The sequence below is a fragment of the Chryseolinea sp. H1M3-3 genome, from assembly GCF_029360725.1.
Lineage (GTDB): Bacteria > Bacteroidota > Bacteroidia > Cytophagales > Cyclobacteriaceae > Chryseolinea.
The window spans coordinates 52,561-77,120 of the sequence record NZ_JARKMY010000015.1 but is presented as its reverse complement, the minus strand read 5'-3'; the positions used below and the strand labels follow the sequence as shown (position 1 = coordinate 77,120).

At 41.1% G+C, this 24,560-nt stretch carries 25 protein-coding genes, 1 tRNA gene and 1 riboswitch; of the genes, 20 read left to right on the top strand and 6 right to left on the bottom strand.

Features of this window, described 5'->3' with window-relative positions:
- Positions 1–68: 68 nt before the first annotated feature.
- The 5 genes from P2W71_RS23285 (at position 69) to P2W71_RS23265 (ending at position 2,242) form a co-directional block, all read left to right on the top strand.
- Positions 69–155 (top strand) — tRNA-Ser (locus P2W71_RS23285).
- Positions 156–347: 192 nt separating this feature from the next.
- Entirely contained in the window at positions 348–635 is a 288-nt protein-coding gene (locus tag P2W71_RS23280) for a hypothetical protein (RefSeq protein ID WP_276373810.1), read from the top strand.
- A gap of 421 nt (positions 636–1,056) precedes the next feature.
- Positions 1,057–1,341, top strand: coding sequence for a hypothetical protein (locus P2W71_RS23275; protein WP_276373809.1), 285 nt, complete (start codon positions 1,057–1,059; stop codon positions 1,339–1,341).
- A gap of 40 nt (positions 1,342–1,381) precedes the next feature.
- Positions 1,382–1,963, top strand: a complete 582-nt coding sequence (locus P2W71_RS23270; protein ID WP_276373808.1) for a hypothetical protein — start codon at positions 1,382–1,384, stop codon at positions 1,961–1,963.
- Positions 1,964–1,984: 21 nt separating this feature from the next.
- Positions 1,985–2,242, top strand: coding sequence for a hypothetical protein (locus P2W71_RS23265; protein WP_276373807.1), 258 nt, complete (start codon positions 1,985–1,987; stop codon positions 2,240–2,242).
- Between the two features lie 8 nt (positions 2,243–2,250).
- Here the strand turns inward: P2W71_RS23265 and P2W71_RS23260 are convergent, their stop codons facing one another.
- Positions 2,251–2,802: a hypothetical protein gene (locus tag P2W71_RS23260; protein ID WP_346659972.1), complete on the bottom strand. Its 552-nt coding sequence runs from the start codon at positions 2,800–2,802 to the stop codon at positions 2,251–2,253.
- A gap of 246 nt (positions 2,803–3,048) precedes the next feature.
- On the opposite strand from P2W71_RS23260, the gene P2W71_RS23255 reads away from it, so the two are divergent.
- From P2W71_RS23255 to P2W71_RS23205, 11 genes are all read left to right on the top strand, one after another.
- Entirely contained in the window at positions 3,049–3,693 is a 645-nt protein-coding gene (locus P2W71_RS23255; protein WP_276373806.1) for a hypothetical protein, read from the top strand.
- A gap of 207 nt (positions 3,694–3,900) precedes the next feature.
- Positions 3,901–4,116 (top strand): hypothetical protein, encoded by a 216-nt coding sequence (locus P2W71_RS23250; RefSeq protein WP_276373805.1) that lies wholly within the window; start codon positions 3,901–3,903, stop codon positions 4,114–4,116.
- Between the two features lie 204 nt (positions 4,117–4,320).
- A riboswitch (SAM riboswitch) is annotated at positions 4,321–4,416 on the top strand.
- Positions 4,417–4,541: 125 nt separating this feature from the next.
- Positions 4,542–5,063 (top strand): hypothetical protein, encoded by a 522-nt coding sequence (locus P2W71_RS23245; RefSeq protein WP_276373804.1) that lies wholly within the window; start codon positions 4,542–4,544, stop codon positions 5,061–5,063.
- 67 nt (positions 5,064–5,130) lie between these two features.
- Positions 5,131–6,135 (top strand): hypothetical protein, encoded by a 1,005-nt coding sequence (locus P2W71_RS23240; protein WP_276373803.1) that lies wholly within the window; start codon positions 5,131–5,133, stop codon positions 6,133–6,135.
- Positions 6,136–6,205: 70 nt separating this feature from the next.
- Positions 6,206–8,854, top strand: coding sequence for a TonB-dependent receptor (locus tag P2W71_RS23235; protein WP_276373802.1), 2,649 nt, complete (start codon positions 6,206–6,208; stop codon positions 8,852–8,854).
- Positions 8,855–8,994: 140 nt separating this feature from the next.
- On the top strand, positions 8,995–10,431 hold the full coding sequence (locus tag P2W71_RS23230; RefSeq protein ID WP_276373801.1) for an NAD(P)/FAD-dependent oxidoreductase: 1,437 nt from the start codon (positions 8,995–8,997) through the stop codon (positions 10,429–10,431).
- Between the two features lie 289 nt (positions 10,432–10,720).
- A complete protein-coding gene (locus tag P2W71_RS23225) occupies positions 10,721–11,182 on the top strand; it encodes an Rrf2 family transcriptional regulator (protein ID WP_276373800.1) in 462 nt (153 codons plus the stop codon).
- A gap of 129 nt (positions 11,183–11,311) precedes the next feature.
- Positions 11,312–12,148 carry a chromate resistance protein ChrB domain-containing protein gene (locus P2W71_RS23220; RefSeq protein ID WP_276373799.1) on the top strand — a complete coding sequence of 279 codons (837 nt, stop codon included), beginning with the start codon at positions 11,312–11,314 and terminating at the stop codon, positions 12,146–12,148.
- An 80-nt stretch (positions 12,149–12,228) separates the two neighbouring features.
- The gene (locus P2W71_RS23215; RefSeq protein ID WP_276373798.1) at positions 12,229–12,990 is read left to right on the top strand and encodes a DUF2490 domain-containing protein; all 762 of its coding nucleotides are present in this window, start codon (positions 12,229–12,231) and stop codon (positions 12,988–12,990) included.
- An 18-nt stretch (positions 12,991–13,008) separates the two neighbouring features.
- Positions 13,009–13,461 carry a chromate resistance protein ChrB domain-containing protein gene (locus P2W71_RS23210; protein WP_276373797.1) on the top strand — a complete coding sequence of 151 codons (453 nt, stop codon included), beginning with the start codon at positions 13,009–13,011 and terminating at the stop codon, positions 13,459–13,461.
- Complete coding sequence (locus tag P2W71_RS23205; protein ID WP_276373796.1) at positions 13,430–14,605, top strand: chromate transporter; 1,176 nt, start codon at positions 13,430–13,432, stop codon at positions 14,603–14,605. Before P2W71_RS23210 ends, P2W71_RS23205 begins: the two co-directional genes overlap by 32 nt.
- Before the next feature lie 20 nt (positions 14,606–14,625).
- Here the strand turns inward: P2W71_RS23205 and P2W71_RS23200 are convergent, their stop codons facing one another.
- Genes P2W71_RS23200 through P2W71_RS23180 form a run of 5 tightly spaced genes read right to left on the bottom strand, consistent with a single transcriptional unit; the run spans position 14,626 to position 21,249 of the window.
- Positions 14,626–15,897 (bottom strand): YaiO family outer membrane beta-barrel protein, encoded by a 1,272-nt coding sequence (locus P2W71_RS23200; protein ID WP_276373795.1) that lies wholly within the window; start codon positions 15,895–15,897, stop codon positions 14,626–14,628.
- Entirely contained in the window at positions 15,897–18,323 is a 2,427-nt protein-coding gene (locus P2W71_RS23195) for a sulfatase-like hydrolase/transferase (protein WP_276373794.1), read from the bottom strand. Before P2W71_RS23195 ends, P2W71_RS23200 begins: the two co-directional genes overlap by 1 nt.
- On the bottom strand, positions 18,323–19,762 hold the full coding sequence (locus P2W71_RS23190) for a glycosyltransferase (protein ID WP_276373793.1): 1,440 nt from the start codon (positions 19,760–19,762) through the stop codon (positions 18,323–18,325). Before P2W71_RS23190 ends, P2W71_RS23195 begins: the two co-directional genes overlap by 1 nt.
- Position 19,763: 1 nt before the next feature.
- Positions 19,764–20,879 carry a hypothetical protein gene (locus P2W71_RS23185; protein ID WP_276373792.1) on the bottom strand — a complete coding sequence of 372 codons (1,116 nt, stop codon included), beginning with the start codon at positions 20,877–20,879 and terminating at the stop codon, positions 19,764–19,766.
- A gap of 7 nt (positions 20,880–20,886) precedes the next feature.
- The gene (locus P2W71_RS23180; RefSeq protein ID WP_276373791.1) at positions 20,887–21,249 is read right to left on the bottom strand and encodes a response regulator transcription factor; all 363 of its coding nucleotides are present in this window, start codon (positions 21,247–21,249) and stop codon (positions 20,887–20,889) included.
- Between the two features lie 527 nt (positions 21,250–21,776).
- Here P2W71_RS23180 and P2W71_RS23175 point away from each other — a divergent pair.
- The 4 genes from P2W71_RS23175 (at position 21,777) to P2W71_RS23160 (ending at position 24,553) form a co-directional block, all read left to right on the top strand.
- On the top strand, positions 21,777–22,160 hold the full coding sequence (locus P2W71_RS23175) for a response regulator (protein WP_276373790.1): 384 nt from the start codon (positions 21,777–21,779) through the stop codon (positions 22,158–22,160).
- A 130-nt stretch (positions 22,161–22,290) separates the two neighbouring features.
- A complete protein-coding gene (locus P2W71_RS23170; protein WP_276373789.1) occupies positions 22,291–22,797 on the top strand; it encodes a sigma-70 family RNA polymerase sigma factor in 507 nt (168 codons plus the stop codon).
- A gap of 12 nt (positions 22,798–22,809) precedes the next feature.
- Positions 22,810–23,439, top strand: coding sequence for a hypothetical protein (locus P2W71_RS23165; RefSeq protein WP_276373788.1), 630 nt, complete (start codon positions 22,810–22,812; stop codon positions 23,437–23,439).
- A gap of 196 nt (positions 23,440–23,635) precedes the next feature.
- Positions 23,636–24,553, top strand: coding sequence for an RraA family protein (locus tag P2W71_RS23160; protein WP_276373950.1), 918 nt, complete (start codon positions 23,636–23,638; stop codon positions 24,551–24,553).
- Positions 24,554–24,560: the final 7 nt, after the last annotated feature.

The window sequence follows — 24,560 nt, the reverse complement described above, 5'->3', positions numbered from 1 at the left end:
AATCCCCAATTAAATTTATTCATGACGACTGTCGCAATGCTGCGGGAGTTCTATTTTTACATCCGATAGGAGAGATGCCAGAGTGGTTGAATGGGACGGTCTCGAAAACCGTTGTGCGGGTAACTGTACCGAGGGTTCGAATCCCTCTCTCTCCGCTTAAGGCTTTTTGTTAGTTGCTTATCTTGTTACCTATCGTTTTGAATACAAACAAGTTACACGATAATAAGTTACTACACATCGTTTCTTAGGGGAACATAACTTAAATTCCTATACGCACTTTTTTGGTTAAATGCCTTCGAGCCGGTGCGCTAGTTTTGACTCATTATTAATCAAAAAATGTTAATTATATGAACACAGAATTTTTTTATGACCTTTTTGAAGCCTGTAACGGTCGATGGAGAGACTTCCACGGCAACATGCTGATGTTTTTCAGACCCGACAAACAATTGGACGGTACGGCAATCTTTCAATCATTAGAAGGGTTTATTCATCCACTTAGGTATGAAATCAAATCCAATGATGGAGAATCTATCGTCCAGCTTGGCAACAGAGTTTTTAATCTTTCTCTCTCTGATGATGGAGTATCAATGCAGTTCGAACGTGAGGGTAGAGTAACATTTTACACATTGAAGTAATTGACTTCCAAAAGGGGTTATGATTAATTTCATACCCCTTCTTATTTTCATAATTGATTATGTTTGTTTAAATCAAATCTCCCAAAACCATGGAGCGTTATGAGATACCAAATGACATATGCACCCACCCTTATTTTATCGAAAGTCTGGTCATCGCATCAAGGGTATTAGATCGTCAAGGGCACGTTATTTTTAACGGAGAACCATTTACTAACCTTGATACTTTATTACAAGCTGTTGTATATTTTTGCAATCAACAGCGCGAAAATGCAAACCGACTTCGGGATAGACTTAGTTCAGATGAATATAAAAAAAGATTTGAAGAGCTAATCAAGTCCCTATCGTGAATTACTCAGCGTTATTATACTCAATCAACACGAAAGAAATTGCCTAAACGATTATTTGTTTATAAGTTCGTGTCATGAACGAAGAAAATTACCAAGCTTCTTTAAATCTTAGAGGTTTGAAGTTAAGCAAAGAAGAATCAGATTGTCTGTCGGCTAACCGCTTCTGTTTATTGGAGAGGACGGGACTAGCCGAACAGGACGTAGAGGAGCTGCGCAATTACGAAGCACAAAGGGCGAAAATACCCGCGACATCGGTTAATGAGGGTCAGGTTGATCTTACAGTTGACAACCTTCATGTAAGCAGAATGGACACTTATGTTTACCGAGCGAAGTTTCGGTTTGGTAGGCCCACACAGTAAAAATAAATTTCGTTAGATCATTGGTCTGAAATAAAAAAAAATGTATGACAGAATAGATCAACTTGTGGAAATAAATCTGAAACGCTTGTTTGAAGACATGAATCAGGAATTATTTATGACTGACTTTATTGATGAGAAAGGCAATAGACTTCGATACATAAATAATACTGGGGAAGCAAAAAGATTGGCGGATTACATGCAATCCAAAGGGCTAATTAATATAACTGGTCAAAGGTGCGATTTGACTGAATTTGGTCACAACGTATATGAGCATGGTGGTTGGCTTGAATATTCAGAAGATAAAAAAGCTAAGGTGGCTGAAGAAACACAGAAAAGGAAAAAGCGCGATGAGGTCGAACTCTTAAAACTTAAACGTGAAAACAAACTCGCAAAATGGCAAGTGATAGTGTTTTGGCCAGTACTAATTTTAGGAAGTTTCGGAGGTATTTATGGTGCCTATGATATTATCAAAAAAAGTATGGCACCTAAAGAGGTTAGCGTAATAACCAAAGCGCAACTTGATTCAGCCATCAACAGTGCGAAGATTTCAATTTTAGATTCGTTAAAAAAGGAGAAAGCAAAAATTGTTATTGATTCCTCTCAAACTATTGTAGGTGACTGATTATTTTTTCAAATTAGTTGTATGGAAAATTTAAACCCAACGGATATTGACGTTATCTTCGAAGTCGTTGAATTCGTCAAACGAGAAAATAAGGACTTCGTTCCGGCGCTAAAAAAAATTGATATCTATAATTATGATTCTCCCGGTGCGGCCCAAGAACTACTAAAAAAGAATTTTGATGAAATTGTGAGAGTTGAAAACCTCACTGAGAAAGAAAAAAGCGATTTGTGGAATATTTGTAATGAGTCTGATGAATCCGACGAGAACGATTTTCATTAGGTATTTTTTTAAACCGTAATACCATCCTCCTTACAATCAAGCGACCACAGATAAATATTCACGTTCACAACCTCACACCCAATACCACCGGCTAGATTCTTCCATTCCTCCAGGTAAATACTTGCATCGATACCATCGCATTGCATACTGAAATTGAAGTCTTTATTTTCTCTCAAGAATTTTTTGAATTTCTGAGAGTATCTTTCTTTGTTATCATCATAGTATTGTGCTCCAGAATATTTAAAAGGTACAGAACCGGACGGTAGAATAAACATACCGTTCTTGCCATACCTCAGACAAATTTCCAAGGCCTTTAAATCTCTATGCCCCTGATAATTCAACCATGAATAATCTCCTTTATTCATGTCAACTCCAGAAGGTGGATTACTGATTACTAAATCAAATCGCTGATCCGGTAAATTTTTTAACAAGATCATCAAGCAGATTTTTATCATAGGCGTTTCCACAAACCCAATTCGCCTTTGGCAGTAATTTCTTGCCAAGCTCAACGAAGTGGCTATTGTATTCAACACAAGTAATTGATTTAATATTTTTTTCATAATAATCCATTTGCTGAACCGGTAAGATAACATACCAATACCGGAACATAGATCAAGTATGTGTCCACGACGTGGAGAGAATACTGCTAAATCCTGCGATAAGGAATATGGAAATCCTCGATGTCTAATGCTTCAATTTCGCCGTTTACTACTGTTTGTTTCTTCAAGCAATAAGTAGCTCTTATAATTTTCCTTACTTTAGACTTAAGGTGAAAGCAGAATCGCTTTAATATAACGTTCAACTTTATGAATAGAAAATTTTCCATTAAAGACCTTCCAAAAATTCCAAAAGGTAATCATGAGATGAATTGCTACGCGGAAATGACGGTTAGGCTTGCATTTACGGACGCTTTATACCTCGACCTAATTGATAAACCAGTAACTAAGTTGGTGAGCGAAGAAGTTAAAAGGCATTGTATCGTCTCTTATGTAAGTGTAATAGAGGTATTTTGTAAAAGGCTTGTCGTCAAATATCACACGAAGTGGAGCACGGCCGGTTACAATAAACTGTTGGATGCAAATATTTCCCTAAACGAAGCGTATAATCTTTTCAAGGAGCTAAAAATTAGTCGTGCTTCAATAATTAGTCATTATTATTCATTTCAAAATTTGAGTGCGATTGCGTCGATATTTGAGCGCCTTACAAATAAAAAAATCTTGGATGAAATTGAGAATATCCGTGAGAACAAGAATGACTTTACGTTGCTTGAGACAAGCTCAGAATGGAGAACAGAATTGGCGAAATTATTCGAATTACGCCACCGAATAATTCATGAAACAAGTTGGAACTTAAATTTAAAGGATGTCGATGTTGAAAGATTAAGCTTAATTACTGGTTCCTTCTGCTCCGCATTATACATGTACTGTGGAAGAACTAAAACGTTCAACTAAGTTATTTACGTCTTATGCCTCCTCGTTATTGAATCTTCAAGCGTATTCAATGAGTACGATAGATGTTTAGGTTCACGGCCCGTCTAGTTCTTCTTGTTCTTCTAGCGTTGGCATTCTGTGCTGGCGAGATCTGGACTCGCTATGCGGCCGGTTTTCGACTGGCGAAGCTGAACTTTAATAACCAATTTTTAAATTCTTGAATGACTTATGAAAACAAGAGACATTAAGACGGAGCTTCAGAAGTTAATTGGACAAGAAACCGACATGGGCATATTACAAGCGATCTACACTATTTTACTAAAAACCGGTCTGAACCCAGCATTGAAGGAGAAATTAACCATTCGTGCCATGAAGTCGGAAGAAGATATAAAAGCCAATAGAGTATTCAGTAAAGAAGAAGTGATCCGTCGTACTAATCGGTGATTGGTAGATGAAGAGTACCCATCCGTTGAATGAACATCTAACGCGCCTGCCACGCAAGCCAAACGCTTTACACCACCTTAAAAATACTGTTCCCTTTTTCTTCACTGTGTGTTTTATATGGGACCAAGCGACCCATCAAAAACTTTTTTTATAAATTCCATTAAGTCTATTGATTTAATAGATTTTAAAATTATCTTTGAGCCATATTTATAAAGAATAGGGGAAAGAGCAGGCTTTATGATCCTATGACAACCTTTAAAAAGGTGCCAATTCCTGCCTTATTATTAGGACAGATAAATATTTTAACTATGAACACATCGATTAATTCCTTTCTCTTCAAGCAGCCTTTACACAGTTGCTGTTGTTGTTGCGAGTAGACCACTCCCATTTTTTTTTCATTAACAACAACTAACAATTTTAATAACATGACTTCAACAGCAGTGCTAGCTGGCAATGACCAGCGAATAAATTTCTTTAATCTTTTTGTCAGGTCTAGAAAGACTACCATCAAAACCAGAGGTATTGAATTGACCTCGCCGAAAACTGATTTCCAAAACCCTTTATCCGATTGGTTCGACAAATCCAGCTTCCTTGTTCCTGTAGAATTCCAGACCATAGCGGCCGGCGAAATTTTTAAGACCGATAGGCTGATCGTTAGATTTAAATTGTCGGATAATTATCGCGACCAATTCGTAATGTTACGCGGTCTGTTGGCATTTAGCCGACCAAAAGAAATATCAATTTCTACAAACAATTTCCTGAAAACATTTGAACTGCATCTTGGCAAAGATCAGGCTGATGCAGTTACAGCTTATCTCGACAAAATCCTTGATCTGTTAATCAAAGAGATAAAATTTAAGAAGTCATTGAAAGCTGTACTAAGATTTGAACAGTCGGTCAAGCTAGAGCAAGCAAAGCTTTATAAAGCACTCGGGACTTTTGTCTAATTTTTTTTTTATTTAATCATCTACTTAGTCTATAGACAATATAATAAAACGAAACAACTCCATTAACATGAAATCTATTTTTGCTTTAAATCTACTTTTACTTGTCTTTGCATATTCCACCATTTCGGCGCAGGAACTAACGGCATCTTCAAGTAACCATTCCTACATTCCATCTTCTGATGTGTCTGTTCTAGCTAAAAAGAACCAACGGATCGTAAGGATTACCGGCGCTCGATTTGCATATCCACTCGTTCAAAAATGGATCGACGATTTTAACAAGCAGTATCCCGATATTCAAGTCATCATCGAATCCAGGGCTTCGTCCGATCCGACTCAATATGAAGTTTTAATAGAAGCTTATGAGCACACCGAAGAGATCAAGAAGGACCGTGAGTATGCTTATGTCGCGCGGTATGCTGTTTTACCTGTTGCTAACAGTAACTCCGGTCTGGCAAGAACTTATGCCGATAAAGGATTAGATAAAGATTTGATTGTTCAGCTTTTCTTCCATGATATCTACGCGGATAAAGAAAAGCAAAAGGAGATCAAAGAGCCATTCACCGTTTATACACGTTTACAAAAAGCTGGAGTACCCGTTACTTTTTCTAACTACTTCAGCTACGAGCAGAAAGATGTAAAAGGAAAAGCAATTGCCGGTTCGGATGAGCATATACTGAAGGCGTTGCTTCGTGATTCGACTGGGCTTTCTTATCTGCCATTGTCGCTCATTTACAATCATGAAACCAAAAAGCCGGTAGAAGGAATCACTGTGTTGCCAGTAGACCTGAATGGAAACGGTAAGGTGTCGGATGAGGAAAAATTTTATGATGAGCTTCCAGTGGTAACGAAGCGTTTTGAAGAGACTTCATCCAAGGATCTCAACAACGTACCCCTTGCATACTTACATTTTTCAATAGATAAAAATAGCGCCAATAGCGATGCAATAACTTTCGTTAAATGGGTCATCAATAACGGACAAAAAGATCTGAACGACTTCGGCTACATTCGGCCCGACGCTCAAAAGTTAGCAAAAGATAAGTTCGAACTATTTGCCTCAAAACGTATCAATTGAAGTGTTTCTTCTGCGCTCGTCCAAATGGCGCGGTAGAAAACACGAACCCCATAATTTTCAGATAAATTTTATGAAATCATTCTACGACAACAACTTTATTAAAATCGTTCGGCACTTATCGGCTAACAGCTACCCCGTTAGGTTAGGAGCGCGCCATAAATCAGCCGTGCAACAAAAGGTTATCATATTCTTTGTAATATCACTAACATTGCTGAGTAGCGCATCATTCGCCCAAAGCGCTGTGACGGGTGTGGTAAAAGATAGCGATGGTGCATCACTCGTCGGTGCAACCATTTCAATAAAAGGCACCTCTGTTTATTCGGTTGTAGATGCAAATGGGGAATTTAATATTGCTGCAGCCCAAAAGTTACCTTTCACGCTGGTCATCAATTTAGTCGGCTATAAAACGCAGGAGATTGAAGTTTATGAACTACCGGAGGAGCCTTTAGAAATATCGCTCATTGATGATAGTCTCCTGGATGAAGTTGTTGTGACCTCCAGAAGAAGAGAAGAGGTCGCGCAAAATGTTCCTATTCCTATCTCTGTAGTGGCAGGCGCGACCATTGAGGAGTCAGGCGCTTTCAATGTAAATCGTGTTAAGGAATTAGTTCCTACGGTACAACTTTACTCCTCCAATCCCCGCAACACTACCCTCAACGTTCGCGGCTTAGGTTCAACCTTTGGACTTACTAACGATGGCATCGACCCAGGTGTCGGCTTCTATGTCGATGGTGTTTACTATGCGCGTCCTGCTGCAACTGCACTCGACTTTATCGACATTGAACGGATCGAAGTATTGCGCGGACCACAGGGAACACTTTTTGGAAAAAATACAACTGCTGGCGCATTCAATATCACCACCCGGAAAGCGAGTTTTACACCCTCCGGAAACTTCGAGGTGAGCTATGGAAACTTTGGATACATTCAGGCGAAGAGTTCGATCACAGGTCCCCTGGGCAAGAAATTTGCTGCACGGGTGTCTTTTTCGGGGACTCAGCGTGATGGTGTGCTGAAGAACGTTGCCACAGGTAAATCTGTGAACGATATTAATAACCTTGGTTTCCGTGCACAACTGCTTTACGCACCCTCAGACCAAATTGAAATCACATTGTCTGGTGACCTTTCGCGTCAACGCCCGGATGGTTATGCGCAAGTAGTCGCGGGTGTGGTACAGACACAACGTGCTCCCTACAGACAATTCAATCAGATCATTGCCGATCTTGGTTATAGCTTGCCAAGCCAGAACCCATTTGACCGTGTAATCGATCATGATACGCCATGGCGTTCGGGCAATGATCTGGGAGGGTTAGCACTTAATCTGGAAGCGCAAATAGGCCCTGGCACGCTGACTTCCACCACTTCGTGGCGGTACTGGAATTGGGACCCTTCGAATGACCGTGACTTCACCGGCTTGCAGGCATTGGCATTATCACAGGCTACCTCAAGACATACAAACTGGACCCAAGAGATCCGTTACTCGGGCGATTTTTCGTCGAACTTAAGTGGGGTGATAGGTGTCTTTGCTATCGGTCAGAAACTCGTTACAGATCCCGTTCACATTGAAGAGTCAGGCTCAGCGCAATGGCGCTTTTCACAAAATTCTACCAGCGACTTGTGGAAAACGCCAGGACTTCTCGACGGATACGGCATAAGAACCAATAGCACACTAGAAAGTTTCGGGGGCGCGGTATTTGCTAATATCGATTGGGCTATCACGGATCGTCTACACGTTCAGCCCGGGATACGATATAATTACGATACAAAAGATGTCGACTACGATCGGCAAACCTATGGCGGTTTACAAACAGATGATCCCGCATTACTCGCATTAAAACGTGTCGTGTATACGGATCAAGCCTTTAAAGCAGATGCTTCGGAAAAAAATCTCTCTGGACAAGTAACAGTAACGTATACCGTTGCTAAACAAATCAATACCTTCGCTACGTTCTCTACCAGTTACAAACCCGTTGGTGTGAACTTAGGTGGTTTGCCTACTGCCGGAGGGGAAATTTTGCTGGATCTCGCAAAGATTAAACCTGAGTATGTGACACATTTTGAAATTGGTCTAAAGACAACGCCAACTTCTGGGTCCACATTGAACCTGACAATCTTCAATACCGATGTTGACGATTACCAGACACAAGTACAGACAGCAGAACTTGGTGTGAATCGTGGCTACTTAGCCAACGCTGAAAAGGTGCGTGTGATGGGCGCTGAGCTCGACGCTAACGTAAAGATCGATAGCCATTTCTCATTTTATACTGCATTAGCCTTTACAAAAGGTGAATATGTTTCCTTTACAAACGCTCCGGTTCCGCTCGAAGAAGTGGGGGGGGAATCTGCATTCAAGGACATCTCCGGCAGTGAGCTTCCTGGTATTTCCAAATGGGCAGGGTCCCTGGGCGGTGAGTTCGTAACGCCTGTAAAGTTTCTAACCAAAGAAGGCAAATTTTTTATTGCGCTCGATACTTATTATCGTTCATCATTTTCTTCCAGCCCATCTCCATCGGCATTTCTAAATATCGATGGGTATGCATTGCTCAACGGAAGGCTCGGGATACGCGTAGCCAATGGGACCTCCCTTTCAGTGTGGGGGCGCAACCTGTTGGACAAAGATTACTTTGAACAATTATTACCTGCGGGGGGAAGTGCAGGTCACTATGCCGCGGTTCTGGGTGATCAAAGAACCTTTGGTGTAACGTTGCGTCATTCCTTCTGACGCCGAAGGGTTTTAGGTTTTATAGACTCGATCTTTCCATGGTTATCGTAACGAAATTTCGTCACCGTAGCCATGGAATGTCTTCACTGCGGAAGAATTATTCCAAAAGAGATTAGTAGATTCCCGTTCAGACCTTAGACATGGAATATGATGCAGTTATAGTGGGCTCTGGCCCGAATGGATTGTCAGCAGCAATTACCTTGCAACAGCAGGGACTTTCCGTATTGGTTGTTGAAGCAAAAGAGACCGTCGGTGGAGGGTTGCGCACTACCGAGTTAACACTGCCCGGATTTATGCATGACATTTGTTCTGCCATTCATCCGATGGCTGTTGGTTCACCTTTTTTTAATACACTTCCGTTGAAAGAACATGGCTTAGAGTACATTTATCCGCATGTTAACGCAGCACATCCATTTGACAACGGTGAGGCTGCTGTTTTAATGAATTCTTTGGAAGGTACAATTGAACAATTGGGGAACGATGGACCCGTTTATGAGAGACAGGTCAAACCCTTGGTAAATGACTGGGATTTAATTGCCCAGGATGTATTAGCCCCTCTGAGACTACCAAAACATCCAGTGGCTTTTGTGAGATTTGGATTAAATGCAATTCAGTCTGCACACGGCATTTCGAATCGATTTACAACTGAAAAAGCCAAAGGTTTGTGGGCGGGAATGGCAGCCCATTCATTGCAGCCGTTAACGAACATAGCTTCCGCTGCCATTGGATTTGTTTTGCTTGCGGCGGGCCATCTTCGAGGTTGGCCAATGCCCAAAGGAGGATCCCAGCAAATAGCAAATGCACTCGCTTCTTACTTTACTTCACTCGGCGGAAAAATCGAAACCAATTTTTATGTTCGTTCATTGAATCAATTGCCTCCGGCCAAAACTGTTTTGCTCGACGTAACCCCAAAACAACTATTGGAAATAGCCGGGCACAAATTTTCATCACTGTATACCTGGCAGCTTAGACGCTACCGTTATGGGATGGGTGTATTTAAAGTCGATTGGGCATTGGATGGTCCGGTTCCTTTTACGAACGAAGCATGCAGACAAGCCGGAACTGTTCACATTGGTAATACCTATAAAGAAATCGAATACTCAGAAGACTTGACATGGAAAGGAAAGCACGTCGACAAACCGTTCGTTTTGCTTGCACAGCAAAGTTTATTCGATTCATCCCGGGCGCCAGTGGGAAAACACACAGTTTGGGGATACTGCCATGTTCCAAACGGTTCCACGCAAAACATGACTGACAATATCGAAAAACAAATTGAACGTTTTGCACCTGGTTTTCGCGATCGGATTCTTTCAAAGCATGTATTTAATTCAAATCAGTTGGAAGATTATAACCCAAATTATGTCGGCGGCGATATTAACGCTGGGGCAATTGATATCGGACAACTTTTTACGCGCCCCGCGCTGCGATCGTCTCCATACCGGACTTCAGCAAAAGGAATTTATATCTGCTCGGCATCTACACCACCGGGAGGAGGTGTGCATGGCATGTGTGGTTATCACGCTGCGAACCGGGCGTTGAAAGATATCTTCAATCGAAACGTGTCATTGTTAGATTAGATGCTCTCATCAATTCTCATTTCGCTTAGTTTATTTCCCATCATATCGAATATAATTTCAGTGACTGGAAAAGTCAGGCTGCATCACACGAAAATGGGACTGTAGCAGGTAGACTTACCAAAACAAGATACTGAAAGTTCATCTACGATTTCGGGTTAGCCGATGGTACCTAGTTATGGAAGCAGTGAAAGCTTTTCTGATAATTATTTTAATCAGAAATATTTGTTAATTGGTCGTGGGCAAAATAATTGCTCATAGATCTTAACTTTAGGCTACAGATTGAAATTTTATGCTTTCTAAAAAATGCAAATACGCCATCCACTCACTGATCCATATCGCGAAAAATCCAACTGAAAAACACCTGATTAAGGATGTCTCCGAGATATGTCATATTCCGAAAAAATTTCTGGAAGCGATTCTTTTAGATTTAAAACGAGCTGGTATTCTGTCTAGTAAATCCGGGAAAGGTGGTGGTTATACTTTACGGCTTCCGCCTGACCAAGTCAATCTTGCGCAGGTGATTCGTTTGTTTGATGGAGCGATAGCTGCTGTGCCGTGCGCCTCATTAAACTATTATGAGTCGTGTGATGAGTGTGAAGATGAGGAGACCTGTTCGGTGAAATTCGCCTTTATTCAGGTCCGTAATGCTACCGTCGAAATGTTAAAAAACGAAACCCTCGAAACACTTTTAAAAAAGGAAAATAAATTGCTCACTCAAAAAAGAAATAAAATTCTGAAAACCAAACTGTGATTTGTTTTTTCGTTTTTTTAAGAGCGGTTTTCCTTGCTTCAGGTTTTATAATTCAAGTGAGACCGTTGTCTTCCTTTCTTGAAAAAAACTTGTTATAGGATCTAACTTCATATTTATAGAAAGACTAGCATGAAATGGATTACCCGTGAACGCCCGAAGATTGACCGCATTGCGTGCCCATGGTTGATCAAGCGTTTTATAGATAAAGATGCAGAGTTCATTTACGCACCTTTTGACCAAGTCGTTCCAAAATCAAAAAGTCTCGACGCTATTCCGTTCGACATTCCAAATGTAGAGTATACACACTATGGGGATCAGTGTACGTTTGATTACATCATTAAGAAACACAACCTAACCGACCCCTCATTGAAGGTAATGGCCTTGATCGTGCGAGGGGCCGACACCGATCGACATGATATTGCAAGTCAATCGTCAGGGCTATGGGCCATTTCTGCCGGGCTTTCATACAATATTGCGGACGATTATAAACTCCTGGAAAAAGGAATAGTCATTTATGATGCGTTGTATAGTTGGGCAAAACACCTTCAAAATGAAAAGCATACTCAGAACCCGATAGAAAATCTGTTGGTAGATGTTTATAAAAAGTTTCTCAAACAAAAATCCGGCAAGACACCGGCATGGGCAAGGGAACTGAAGGAAATTATCCAGGATCAGATTGATACCAATCTTACCTTGAATCTAAAAGAACTTTCTCAAAGTTTGAATGTCCACCCAAGTTATTTATCGCGGGAATTTTCGAAATATTTTGATGACCTTTCGTTCGGTGACTACATTCGCAAACTGAGAATTGAAAAAGCAATTCTGCTACTTAATGATTCCAAACACACCCTGGCTGAAATAGCATATCTCACGGGCTTTTCTGATCAAAGCCATTTTAACCGGATCTTTAAAAAATATACAGGCAAAAGTCCGGCATTATATCGAAAAAGTTTGCGCGAAAAGTAAATAAAATACCAAAAGTAAATTTTCTCCTAGACTGCCTACCCGATACTTGATAGCATTGTACTCAAATAATTTTATTGAGTATGAGCCGCTCCTTTGTTTCCTTTTTAATGGTCTTGGCCATCGGTGTTTTATCTCGTCAGGTATGCTCCGCACAATCCATTGAGAAAGAAATGCATCATCGTGATCAATTGTGGTTTGGATATTTTAGCCAAGCCAGGCTTACCAATAAACTAGGGCTTTGGCTTGATGTTCATTACCGGCAAACAGACAACTTTGTAGATCGTCCGTTTCAAATTTTATTTCGGCCGGCCCTAACGTATTTCATCAAAGACAACTTAAGGGTTAATGTGGGATATGCTTTTGTTAATCACTTCCCGGCGAAGGGACTGGATACATCACGTCCTGAACATAGAGCCTGGCAACAAATCTGGTGGAATCAAAAATATCCAGGACTAACCACACTTCATTGGTTGAGATTTGAACAACGTTTTAACCGAAAAATTGCCAATGATGTCTTGGAAGATGGTTACAATTTTAATTACCGCCTACGGTACAATATGTCTTTTTTTATCCCGCTGAAAGGTAAAGAGATGGTGCCAAAGACGCCGTTCATTGCCGTTGCGAATGAAATCTTCCTGAATTTTGGTAAACGCATTCTCTATAATACGTTTGACCAAAACCGATTTTTTGTGGGCTTAGGTTATCAGTTCACTTCGCACCTGAATGCTCAACTAGGTTATATGAATGTATTTCAGCAAGAGGCTGCCGGTAACACGTACTTGTCTACAAATACAATTCGTCTTTTTTTCTTTCACTCCTTCGACTTAAGAACTAAAGAATAAGCCAAAATTCATGAAGCTATGAAATGGATAACCAGAGAACGCCCTAAGATTGACCGTATAGCTTGCCCGTGGCTTATCAAAAATTTTGTGGACAAAGAAGCTGAATTCATTTACGTTCCTAAAGAGGACGTTTTCAGTAAGGCCCAAGAATTTGACGCCATCCCTTACGATATACCTGGTGCTGAGTATTCCCATGAAGGTGATTTTTGTACGTTTGATTATATTATCAAGAAACATAAACTGCTAGATCCTGCCGTTCGTCAGATTGCATTGATTGTTCGGGGAGCTGATACTGATAATTTTAACCTAGCGCCTGAGGCGGCGGGTCTATGGGCAATATCGGCGGGGCTATCCTTCAATTATACGAATGATCATGACCAACTTGCGGTCGGAATGAAAATATACGACGCGCTTTATAGCTGGGCGAAATATGTTCACGATGAAAAACACTTTTGGTCGCCAAAAATCTGAATACGACATGATATCATCTTACTCCTTAAAGGATTTAATAATTTATTTTTTGAAGATTGGCACATGGGGATTTGGCGGGCCCGTAGCGCTCGTGGGTTATATGCATCGTGATCTGGTTGATCATAAGAAGTGGATTAGTGAAGATGACTATAAGGAAGGACTTGCGTTGGCGCAATTGGCGCCTGGACCATTGGCGGCTCAGCTTGCTATCTATATTGGCTATGTTCACTACAGGATTCTTGGGGCTACTCTTGCAGGACTTGCTTTTGTGTTGCCATCCTTCATCATGGTATTACTCATCGGGTATGCCTATGTTTCTTACGGAGGACTTCCATGGATGCAGGCTATATTTTATGGTGTCGGCGCAGCAGTGGTCGGGATTATTGCCGTTGGAAGTTACAGGCTAACCAGGAAAAGTATTGGCAATGATAAATTACTATGGATAATATTCATCGCGCTAGCGGCTCCAACTTTTATTATGGAGGAGGAAAATTTGTGGCTTATATTGCTGGCTGGCGTGGTGGTATGGTTTGCTAAAGCCCCGCCGAAATGGCTGGCATCAGGGGCAAATGGAATCTTACCTGCTATTCTGGTGCAGGTTCAACCGGTTGTGACTGAATCCAAACTTTGGGAGATTGCTTGGTTCTTTGTGAAGGCCGGCGCTTTTGTTTTCGGAAGCGGCCTTGCTATCGTTCCCTTTCTGTATGGTGGGGTTGTAAAGGAATATCAATGGTTGAATGAACAACAGTTTCTCGATGCAGTAGCAGTTGCTATGATCACTCCAGGGCCTGTTGTTATTACGGTAGGATTTATTGGTTACCTGGTGGCTGGTGTACCCGGCGCTTGTGTGGCAGCGCTCGCTACCTTCCTTCCTTGTTATTTATTTACTGTTATACCGGCGCCATATTTCAAAAAGTATGGCAAACATCCTGCGATAAAAGCTTTTGTGGATGGTGTGACCGCAGCGGCAATAGGTGCCATAGCAGGAGCAGTTCTTGTTTTAGCGAAAAGAACATTAAGCGATATTCCCACAATATTAATTGCTGTGGCCGTGACTGCAATACTATTGAAATACAAGAAGGTACAGGAACCAATAATTATCTTTATTGCCGCCTTTATCGGAATATTTTTGAAGACGATGTAAATATGATTGTTGACAGAGTTTTAAAACCGTTTCTTCAACCCCATGCCTATACTATATATCAGTACATAATTTCCTTCATCAAAAATTAATTCCTGTCTTTGAAAATCAGTCGATGCTGTAAAAATAAAATTATGCGGAAATGGTTTGTTCCAACTTAGACCCATTCGTTGGGATTTTAATGTATAGATTCCGTCGTCACTCAAACCAGCGCCACTCTGGAAACGCCTTTCATCGGGAGAAAATCCAGCTCCTAAACTCAAGCCGATGTAATGATCGGCAGTGGCAAAATACTTTCGTATGGAGACTGTGGTTGAAACCGAAGTACCCGTTACTTTGTCAGGTGTGATGTAGGGCCTAACGGACAACCAATAGCTTTTAAAATACCAACCAATAGAGCCAGTGTAAATAGTGATTTTGGTATTGGTATCAAAGTAGAGATATCTGGCTCCACCGGATACCTCTAAACTTTTTGGAAGCTTACTAAAAATCTCTGCGCCCCCACGATGCTCAGGAAAAAGACCCGTGGAAGAAAATCCGTAGTTTAGATAAACGTAGACGCCCTTAGCAATTTTAGGATAGAGATCCACTTCGGTTTGAAAGCCATTTGTTTCGAAGCGACTAGCATAATTTAACCTGAGAATTGACGAACCCCAGTTGTTCGACCTTCCCAACTGTGCCGATACGTAGTGAGCCGGATCAAACGTTCTGCTGAATGCATCAATGTTATATGAAATACCCGCTGTGTATTTCAACTGCTCTGTTTTTATAACTTTAAGTAGCGCTAGTCCTTTTTCATGTGATGGATATACAACCAACAATTGATTAAGAGCGATAATGGCGTCGTTATCTTTTTTCATATTGTTTAGAATGCGTGCCCGTTTAAAAAGAAATTCTTCGCTGTTCGGATAACTCGTCAGCGCCAAATCCACAAGGGCCAGGGCCTGAGCATACTGATCATCCCACATCTCCACATCAATCAAAGCACTCAATGCATCTTCGTGATGATCCTTCTTCGATAAAACCACTTGAAGTTCTTTACGGGCTTCCGCTCTTTTACCATCCCATGCATACGTTCTACCAAGTAATATTCGGACATCATGATAATCAGGGTTTTTTTCAAGAATATACCGCAACATGTTCCTTGCATTCTCCCTGTTGCCATGCAATGCCTCATCGCGGGCAAGCGTTAAGATTTCATCCACTGATTTTGATTTCCAGTGGTCCTGCGCATGAACGTACAACGGCTGCATCATGTAATAAATAAAAAAACAAACAAAGGCAATGGATTTCATCACGGCAGTTGAGTTAGTAAATCGCGACTTAGTTGGTGGTCAGGATTTGTTTGCAGAATGTGTTGCAGCATTTCCTTGGCTTCTTTTTTCTTTCCAACCAGAAAAAAGCTTCTGGCTTCTCTGGCCCTCAAATCGGCGCTAACGGCTGAATCAGTGAGGGCGAGAGAAATAGCATAGGCTTCTTCATGACTGCCACTCCAATAGGCGACGTCAATCGTGGCCATTAACGCGTCTTCATAATTTGGAGATCGTTCCAAGACTTGCTTTAGGAAATATCTGGCTGTGTCATAATTGCCGTCCCATGCAAAAGTGCGGGCTAGCAGTATTCTGGCATCATGATAATTCGGACTATTATTTAAGATGTAACGCGTCAATGCACGACTTTCGGCGTACTTCTTCTCGAACGCCAAATCGCGCGCTTGAACAAACAACCGATCTACATCTGACTTCTCAACCTGGATGGCTTTAAAGAAATCTTTTTCGTCTTTGGTGAACCTAAATACATTGGAAGGACGACGCTCACTCGTTTCTTTGATGAGCTGATTACGTTCACAGGCAAGCAAAGATTTTTGGTTAAACGTCTTTAATTTTTCGGACAATTGACGAAGTTTCTTCTCGTCATGAAAAGGCTCAAGGTCGAGGGTGGGTGTAATTTCGTATAGCCTGTTTTCAGAAAGCATGAATTTACCTTCGATGTAATCCATGGTTTCGTTTTTATTTCTGATCAACCCTAGATCTAACGAGCTTGAAAAATTTTTATTCCCCAGCTGCGAGGAAGAAATAAACGATACGCTGTCGGGTAGTTTAATCTGGTACTTGCCGCCGAGAAGATTTAGTATGGCTGGAGTTATGTCCGCGTGGGTGGTGATATTTGAAAAGATCTCAGCCTTTTTAAGCAATGGCGAATAAATAATTAAAGGCACATGGAACCGGGAGAGTTTGTTGTCAGCAGGTACCGGCACAAGGCGGTGATCTCCTGTAATGATGAAGATTGTATTGTTGTAATCAGGAAGGCCTGCAGCGCGGAGAAAATATTCTTTTAGTGCGTTGTCTGTGTAAAGTAAACATTCAAAAACACCTCGGTAGTCGATGTATTTTTTTCGTTTGCCTGAATCTATTGAGTGTAGCTTCGCGTCGAAGAGCGCTTTATACGAATCTTCCGGAACTCGAAAAGGCTCATGTGTAGAAAGTGTGAGATAAATATCAATGCGAGGCGATTGATTGTTTTTGGCAATAAGTTCCAGTGACCTATCAAAAATTGCGCGATCAGGATAACCCCAGGAAAATCCTTCGCTGTTCGCAGCCATCTTCCTATATGATGATGGAAACTTGGTTTCATCGAGGATGTAGTTAACACCCTGCGCTTCGAGAAAAATATCCTGGTTGTCGAAATTAGCGTTGCCCCCATAAAAGAAATTCGAAGTGTATCCGGATGGCTTCAATAAACTTAACAGTGTATTGTGTGCAGGCATTTTCGCACCATAGCTCATAAAACCATTTTTTCCATAGGGAAGCGAACCGAAAACACTGGGTAGCACGCCAAACGTTCGCCCTGCATTGCTTAGTGAATTCTTCCAATACAAACTTTGTTGACTTAATGAATCCAGAAAAGGAGTAAAACCTCCGTACAACGCATCCGCACATGTAAAATCCCTTCCGAGACCTTCAACCAGGATGAACACAAAATTAGGTAGTGAATCCTTTAGGTTGAAATAACCCTCCAGGGAGTTGTCCTTCTTCATCGTGTGAAGAAAAGGATAGCCAGCGGATGAAAAATCTTCTGATAGGAATCCGTAAAAATGATCAAAAGTTCTGCCGATAAAGAAGTCTGTTTTATTTAAGTACGAATAGTACTCAAGTTCGCTTTCGAAATCATTACTTGACGGACGTTGGCGCAAAAGCCCAAGTAGCAACATGGCCAGAACAATTGTGAGTGTGAATGCGAAGGGAAGCTTATCAAGCCACTTGACTTTTTTCAATAAATAGGAAAGTACGATAAAAAATGCAATCAGCAGCAGGAGCAGTATAATGGGAACGGCGTCTAGGCCGTCCGAGGCGCGTACCGTCGTGGTCACATCGTTCCAAGTGTACCCGAAAAAATCGGCGCCCAAGGGAATCAGCGTAATAGAAAAATATTGGGTTAACCCGAAAGAAACTATGATATACAGGCTGCAAAGTGCTACCAATAATCCGTAGCCAAGCTGTGCGTGCCACAGGAAAACGAGGATAACGGGCACAAAAACAATAGCGCCAAAGAAAAGAGCTGACGAAATATCGTACAGCACACCCCGAAAAAGCTCGTAGCTAAATTCAATCCTTTCAGCTATTGCGTGCCACTCATAAAAGCGCAGCAACAAGATTACCACTAAAAAAATAGTAATGACGATTGCAAAACCTCTAATGGCGGATATTAGTCGCTCTTTCATCACAATGTGGCTTTTTTAGTTTTATACTGCACAAAACCCTGACGCGTCATTTCGCCCCACGCTTTTTTGCCTTTGATGAGATCAAAATTTCCTTTCAGTGACCACCATACCACTCGTGGATGAAACCACACTGGCTCTACTAAAGCGGTGAGTATCATTTTTATGATATCCCTTTTATGCGTGTATTTATAAAAAGACATTTCCTCCGATAACAGCGAAAACATTGAGATAAAAAACGCAAACGTATAAACCACAATCAGTAAGCAGAAGAAAAATGTCCAGTTGACCATGCCCATCAATACCAGCATGAAGAAAAACAGCAGGCCAAAGAATTCTACAAAAGGTGCCAGCCATTCAAAGAAAAACCAATATGGGTAACTAAGCAGACCCATGATACCATATTTCTTATTAAAGAAAAGCCGCTTATGAAGTTTTAAGGTCTCAAATGTTCCTCTTGCCCATCTGTTGCGTTGCCGGCCAAGTATTTGAAAATTGGATGGTGCCTCCGTCCAGCACAACGGATCGGGTATATACACTACCCGGCATCTTCGGTTTTGTTCGGCAAGGTAAGCGCGCATGCGGACGACCAGTTCCATATCTTCGCCAACAGTTTTGTGATTGTATCCTCCGGCTTCAATGGCGATGTTCCTTTTGAAAAGGCCGAAAGCCCCAGAAATGAGCAATAGCCCATTAAGTTTGCTCCACGCCATCCGGCCCAGTAGAAACGCCCGTATGTATTCAAGCACTTGAATCCGGGCGATTAGTTTTTCGGGCAGTCTCACTTCAATTAAACGGCCGTCTTCAATAATGCATGAGTTCGCTATCCGAACTACACCGCCTGAGGCAATTACTTCCGAAGAATCTTCCAAAAAAGGTTTAACCATTTTTAGCAGAGCATCTGGCTCAATAATACAATCAACATCAATGCAAGCGACCAACTCTCGCTTGGAAATGTTCAAGCCTACATTCAGCGCATCTGCTTTACCACCATTTTCTTTATCTACTACTAATAATTTTTTAAATGCACGATTTCTGGATTTGTAAATCCCCTTGACGGGCTTGGTTGCTAATGTATATTGAAGGTCGAAGTCAACTTTGACAAGATCAAAGGCATCAATCATTTTGGCCAGCGTATCATCTTTGCTGCCATCATTGATAATAATGACCTCAAAATTATTGTACATGATCGACATCAGTGATTTAATATTGTCAATGATAGTCAACCCTTCATTATAAGCCGGCGCGATGAGAGATATACTTGGTGCAAACGGAGAGGATAAGATGTACTTGTAGTCAATAAAGTAATTCTTATGCATGTACATCTTCATCTCTCGCATAGAAATGAAGGCCAGCAATAGATAGGAAACAGCAATGGCGACTGCGTAAGTGAATACCAGTGTATTTATAATATAATAGAATATTTCGCCAATAACTTCCATTTTACTGCAACAAAGGTTCAGTGGTATGATCGACAATTCCTTTCACGGTTGGGAATGCAGATAGCTGCTGGGTTGAAACTCCCAACTTCTTTAGCGTTTTAACGGCTTCAAACCTAACGTCATAGCTTTTGTGGTTAAGGAATTCAAGAAGAATGTGTGTATCCTGATATGGGTCGCCTATCTTGGCCAGGCATTGCAGCACTTTGACGGAGATCCCAGCATCCTCCCAATATTTTGGCGCTAGTTTCACAACGTTTTCCCTGTGCTCAAAAGCTTCTAGTTCACCCAGGGCATCGATCGCTTCTTCTGCGATTTTTTTTTCGGGATGATGACAGAGGAGGAGGAGCGGAGCTATCGCGGATGATTGCCGGAAATGTTTCGCCATGTTGATACTAAATAATACAACGCTGACATTATTGCTTGAAAACCAACGGCTGAACTGAGGAAGTTTTCTTAAATCGGATTTCTGGAGATAATGGTGGATGTTGATTTGCATCCAAGGGGTAATGACCCCGGAATAAATGTCGAGAAATTTTAAAGACTGTTCCGTATTTAGTCTCACCAGGGCCATAACACTCTCTTCGCGAAGCATTTGATTGGATGAATTAATAAATTTAGAAATCGCTGGAATGGCCGGCTTGTAATTCATTTCACTTAATTCTCGTATGCCAAGGGCTTTCTTTCTCCAGGCTGGACGCCTAAGTTTTCTTAAACTTTGTTTTTCGAGCTTCAGTGCGAAATAGGTTGCAGTGAGCACGTGTACGGCACTGCCGGACAGATTTTTTTTTAGCTCCAGTATTTGATCAATCAATACCTGTCGCGCAAAGTTTGATGAACCAAGCATGCTCCTTATTTCTCCCATTCGAAATTCGAAAGCTGAATCCGGAACTTCGGTAGTCGAGAACGTCTCGTTGATTACCAACGCATTCAACATTTTCTGAAACTTACTTTTGATTTTTTTCTTTTGGCCCTGAAGGTGTGACTTGATTATCCTGCTTAAGAAGAGTGTCACAATAAATGCAAATCCTGCCGAAAAAAACACGAGGGCAATCGTGATAATGGTCAGTTCCTTACTTGTTAGAATTTCCCCATTGATCAACTTTTCTAACCACAACATAACGACGTTATTTCTTCAGAATTCGTTTAACTCTGACGGCAAGTTCAGCTGGACTAAAGGGTTTGGAAATGAAATCATTTGCACCGATTTCAAAAGCCTGAAGCACGGTGTTTTCTAAACCTTCAGCTGACAATACAATGATTGGAGTTTCTTTCTTTAAATCATTCCGAATAAAATTAATGATTTCAAGGCCTGAATGAAATGGCATGTGGATGTCTGTTATCACCAGGTCAAATGTTTCAACTTGTAAGATTGCTTTCGCCTCCTTTCCATTCGACGCAGTAGTGACCTCGCCCAGGTTTTCACGTGAGAGTTTGAAGCGGATCATACCCATCATTGTTTCGTCATCGTCACATACCAGAATCTTCATTACCGAGTTCTATTAATGTTTAAATGTACTTGAGCCAGGCAAAGGTTAAATAGCAAATTGCTTGAATCCCTTACACCAGTATTCTAATTGAAATGAGATGCTTCTTGCAGTGAAGTTTGATGGTTAATTTTCTCAATGATATCCCTGACATAAGTAGGGGTATACCCTGATGGGGAGCAAGTTTTTGAATGCTGCGCAGTTTGATTTTCCAGCGTTTTGTAAGCACGAAAAGGGAGTGGATATCATGCTGTTTCGCAAGATCCAGGCGCCTAGATCATAATCTAAAAAAAATCCTCATGAAGTCTACATGGATAAAGGATGCTGTGAAAGGAAGAACAACCCTCGGGATAGACTAAAGATATTTCCAAGCTGGTTTGCATTGAAGCGTTCGACTTCTATTGATTACCCTATATATCTCTTGAAGGCGTAATTTTTGATTAATAGAACAGGTGAATGTTCTTGAAAAGGTTATAACTTATTGATCATTTAAAGCTATTTTTATGATGATATAGTAATCACCGAGAAATATGGAGATCTTTTATGCCGATGATGATCCAGTGGATGTGGTCTTTTTTACACGCGCGTTAAAAAGGATCGACCCGGCGATCAGTTGCACTACCGCAACGGATGGTGTGGAAGCGCTGGATAAGTTGTTTAACCAGGCGAACAGACCGGATGCTATTTTTATAGACCTCTATATGCCGAAGCTAGACGGGATCGAATGTGTCATAGCAATTAAGCGGAATAAGGATCTCAAAAAAATTCCCATTATTATCATTTCGAACGCCATCAACAAAAAGGAAATTGATCAATTTAACCGATTAGGTGTCTATTACTTTCTCTCCAAATCCACCTTCGAAGATTTGGAAGCCTCCCTTAAGAATATTCTCAATTCGCTGCAGGCGCATTAGAATGTTAGTGTGTTAACGTTACGTGCCAAGTTTTTCCAAGGGAAGGTTCCTCTATTTATTTTAATGCAACGGTGTAGTTTTTTATCAAGCACTGCTACTAATACCGTAGTTGCTATGAATTTATGGGAAGATGAACAAAGCTGCTTTTGAAGATAAATTTTTGGAGGATGTAAATGCAAACATCGGAATCGTTCATCGTATCTGCAACAGCTACTATTTGGATCCCGATGAACGAGACGATCTTTTTCAGGATATCTTGTATCAATTGTGGAAATCGTATCCAAGTTTCAATGGAGATTCAAAATTTTCTACATGGATGTATCGGGTGGCGCTGAATACGGCAATCGCTGGATATAGAAAACAGAAAAGGTCGTTTAAGAAAGAATCCTTGACAGGAAAAATACTTGAAGTACCATCTTCCAATGAGCAGCAAATTCTTGACGAACAAATGACATTGTTATACACGGCCATTAATGGACTGTCGCCGGTCGATAAAGCAATTGTGTTATTATTTTTAGACGAATGCAGCTACGATCAAATAGCTTCCATCGTTGGCATCAGTAGAAATAACGTAAGCGTTAAGCTGGTCAGAATTAAAAAGAAACTGGAAGAGCGGTTGAAAGATAAAATGAAATAAAAATTTAGAACTATGGCACAAATTGAGGATATAAAAAAAGTATGGCTACAGGGATGCAGTACGCATCAAGCCAACACCGCGATGGTTAGTAAATCGGATTTTATCGATGCTATCAGGACACGCATTAAAAAGGAAAACAAAATTATATTTGAATACATTGTCGCGATTGGCGTGTGGCACATGATTATTTATGCAGTAATGACGCACCTTGTGGTGCGTCATTGGGGGAACTGGCATATTATGGCCTACGCCTTGGCGGGGATAGTCATGTACATACCCTATACAATTGTTTTTATGAAAAGAATAGGAGGAAAGAATTTGCGCGCCATAGCTCCAGTTCAAGGTGCTGTATCCGATATTAAATCAAACCTGAAAATTCACTATCAGCAATTGTCAGCCTTTTTTCGTTTCAAGAAGAAGTTCGACTTTATTGGAATACCACTCACGTGTTTTATCATGGTGATGCTACTTTCAAATCTCAGGATCATTCCCGCTATTGAAAAGCAATTGGCTGTAGTTGTTATTTTCTTTGTAGTATACCTCACGCTTTTCATCACCGCAACCATTGTTGACAATAGGAAACGTTTTAAACAGCCACTGAAACAACTGGAAATAGTCTTGAAAGAAATGGACGAAATTTGATGAGAAATCAGGACCTTCCCTCTCTTTGCAAATGCAACAACCGAAGAAGGAAGATTCACGCCATTCAAAAAAGGTTTTTCCCGCGGTGTTCCTGGCGTTTTCATTTTCTATATCTTGTTTGTTGAAAAATTTATAACCCAATTAAATTCTTTACCATCAAGCTATGTTAAAGCTAAACCGACTACTCGTACTTGTAATGTTACTGGCATGTTGCACGGGTGCAACTGCACAACAAATCACGAAAGAGGAACTTCTCTTTTTAACTCCTGAATGGAAGGGAGAACGTTTTCCTGATGGCCGGCCAAAAGTACCGGATTCCATATTGGATCGCATGAAACTCGTCACACTGGAAGAAGCCTGGGCCGTTCTCCGCAATGAAAACTATAAGCATCAGTATGATGAGGGATGGATGACGATCAATCCTGATAGTGTACTCGTTGGACGGGCAGTAACCGCTATTTTTGTTCCCGGCCGTCCCGATATTCATCGCGTTATAGACGAGAAAGGTCATACAAAAGATAAGCGTGTAAAATCTCAGAACTCGTGGACGATTGATATGCTTGTGAAACGCGATGTGTATGTCGTCGACCAATTTGGTGCGCACGAGGATGGGCCTACAATAGGAGATAACCTGGGAAATTCCATCTACACGAAAACCGGTAACGGTGTCGTTTATGATGGAGCGCTTCGCGATGTAAACGGACTAAAAGAAATCGGTTCGTTCACTTCTTTTTTCAGATCTTATCATCCTTCACATCATTTGAATAATCCAGATGGAGCGTTGAATACGACGCTCATCGGCATTAATAAACCAACGCGAATTGGTAAGGCTACGGTGATGCCCGGGGATGTGGTTTTAGGGAGAGATGGTGGGGTAATTTTCGTTCCTGCGCACCTTGCCGAAAAGGTTGTAAAAACTTCGGAAATAGTCCGCTTGAGAGACATGTTCGGACACCAACGGCTACGCGAACAAAAATATACGCCGGGTCAAATAGATTCACGTTGGTCGCCGGAGATTGAGAAGGATTTCTCCGCTTGGTTAAACGAACACATCAATGACCTTCCTGTACCTAAAGAACAAATTCAGGAGATGTTAAAATCCCGCACGTGGTAATCATGTC

What these genes read in the sequence shown, in the direction of transcription:
- P2W71_RS23280 (WP_276373810.1), top strand. Translation starts at nt 348, where the DNA reads ATGAACACAGAATTTTTTTATGACCTTTTTGAAGCCTGTAACGGTCGA.
- P2W71_RS23275 (WP_276373809.1), top strand. Translation starts at nt 1,057, where the DNA reads ATGAACGAAGAAAATTACCAAGCTTCTTTAAATCTTAGAGGTTTGAAG.
- P2W71_RS23270 (WP_276373808.1), top strand. Translation starts at nt 1,382, where the DNA reads ATGTATGACAGAATAGATCAACTTGTGGAAATAAATCTGAAACGCTTG.
- P2W71_RS23265 (WP_276373807.1), top strand. Translation starts at nt 1,985, where the DNA reads ATGGAAAATTTAAACCCAACGGATATTGACGTTATCTTCGAAGTCGTT.
- P2W71_RS23260 (WP_346659972.1), bottom strand. Translation starts at nt 2,802, where the DNA reads ATGAAAAAAATATTAAATCAATTACTTGTGTTGAATACAATAGCCACT.
- P2W71_RS23255 (WP_276373806.1), top strand. Translation starts at nt 3,049, where the DNA reads ATGAATAGAAAATTTTCCATTAAAGACCTTCCAAAAATTCCAAAAGGT.
- P2W71_RS23250 (WP_276373805.1), top strand. Translation starts at nt 3,901, where the DNA reads ATGAAAACAAGAGACATTAAGACGGAGCTTCAGAAGTTAATTGGACAA.
- P2W71_RS23245 (WP_276373804.1), top strand. Translation starts at nt 4,542, where the DNA reads ATGACTTCAACAGCAGTGCTAGCTGGCAATGACCAGCGAATAAATTTC.
- P2W71_RS23240 (WP_276373803.1), top strand. Translation starts at nt 5,131, where the DNA reads ATGAAATCTATTTTTGCTTTAAATCTACTTTTACTTGTCTTTGCATAT.
- P2W71_RS23235 (WP_276373802.1), top strand. Translation starts at nt 6,206, where the DNA reads ATGAAATCATTCTACGACAACAACTTTATTAAAATCGTTCGGCACTTA.
- P2W71_RS23230 (WP_276373801.1), top strand. Translation starts at nt 8,995, where the DNA reads ATGGAATATGATGCAGTTATAGTGGGCTCTGGCCCGAATGGATTGTCA.
- P2W71_RS23225 (WP_276373800.1), top strand. Translation starts at nt 10,721, where the DNA reads ATGCTTTCTAAAAAATGCAAATACGCCATCCACTCACTGATCCATATC.
- P2W71_RS23220 (WP_276373799.1), top strand. Translation starts at nt 11,312, where the DNA reads ATGAAATGGATTACCCGTGAACGCCCGAAGATTGACCGCATTGCGTGC.
- P2W71_RS23215 (WP_276373798.1), top strand. Translation starts at nt 12,229, where the DNA reads ATGAGCCGCTCCTTTGTTTCCTTTTTAATGGTCTTGGCCATCGGTGTT.
- P2W71_RS23210 (WP_276373797.1), top strand. Translation starts at nt 13,009, where the DNA reads ATGAAATGGATAACCAGAGAACGCCCTAAGATTGACCGTATAGCTTGC.
- P2W71_RS23205 (WP_276373796.1), top strand. Translation starts at nt 13,430, where the DNA reads ATGAAAAACACTTTTGGTCGCCAAAAATCTGAATACGACATGATATCA.
- P2W71_RS23200 (WP_276373795.1), bottom strand. Translation starts at nt 15,897, where the DNA reads ATGAAATCCATTGCCTTTGTTTGTTTTTTTATTTATTACATGATGCAG.
- P2W71_RS23195 (WP_276373794.1), bottom strand. Translation starts at nt 18,323, where the DNA reads ATGAAAGAGCGACTAATATCCGCCATTAGAGGTTTTGCAATCGTCATT.
- P2W71_RS23190 (WP_276373793.1), bottom strand. Translation starts at nt 19,762, where the DNA reads ATGGAAGTTATTGGCGAAATATTCTATTATATTATAAATACACTGGTA.
- P2W71_RS23185 (WP_276373792.1), bottom strand. Translation starts at nt 20,879, where the DNA reads ATGTTGTGGTTAGAAAAGTTGATCAATGGGGAAATTCTAACAAGTAAG.
- P2W71_RS23180 (WP_276373791.1), bottom strand. Translation starts at nt 21,249, where the DNA reads ATGAAGATTCTGGTATGTGACGATGACGAAACAATGATGGGTATGATC.
- P2W71_RS23175 (WP_276373790.1), top strand. Translation starts at nt 21,777, where the DNA reads ATGGAGATCTTTTATGCCGATGATGATCCAGTGGATGTGGTCTTTTTT.
- P2W71_RS23170 (WP_276373789.1), top strand. Translation starts at nt 22,291, where the DNA reads ATGAACAAAGCTGCTTTTGAAGATAAATTTTTGGAGGATGTAAATGCA.
- P2W71_RS23165 (WP_276373788.1), top strand. Translation starts at nt 22,810, where the DNA reads ATGGCACAAATTGAGGATATAAAAAAAGTATGGCTACAGGGATGCAGT.
- P2W71_RS23160 (WP_276373950.1), top strand. Translation starts at nt 23,636, where the DNA reads ATGTTACTGGCATGTTGCACGGGTGCAACTGCACAACAAATCACGAAA.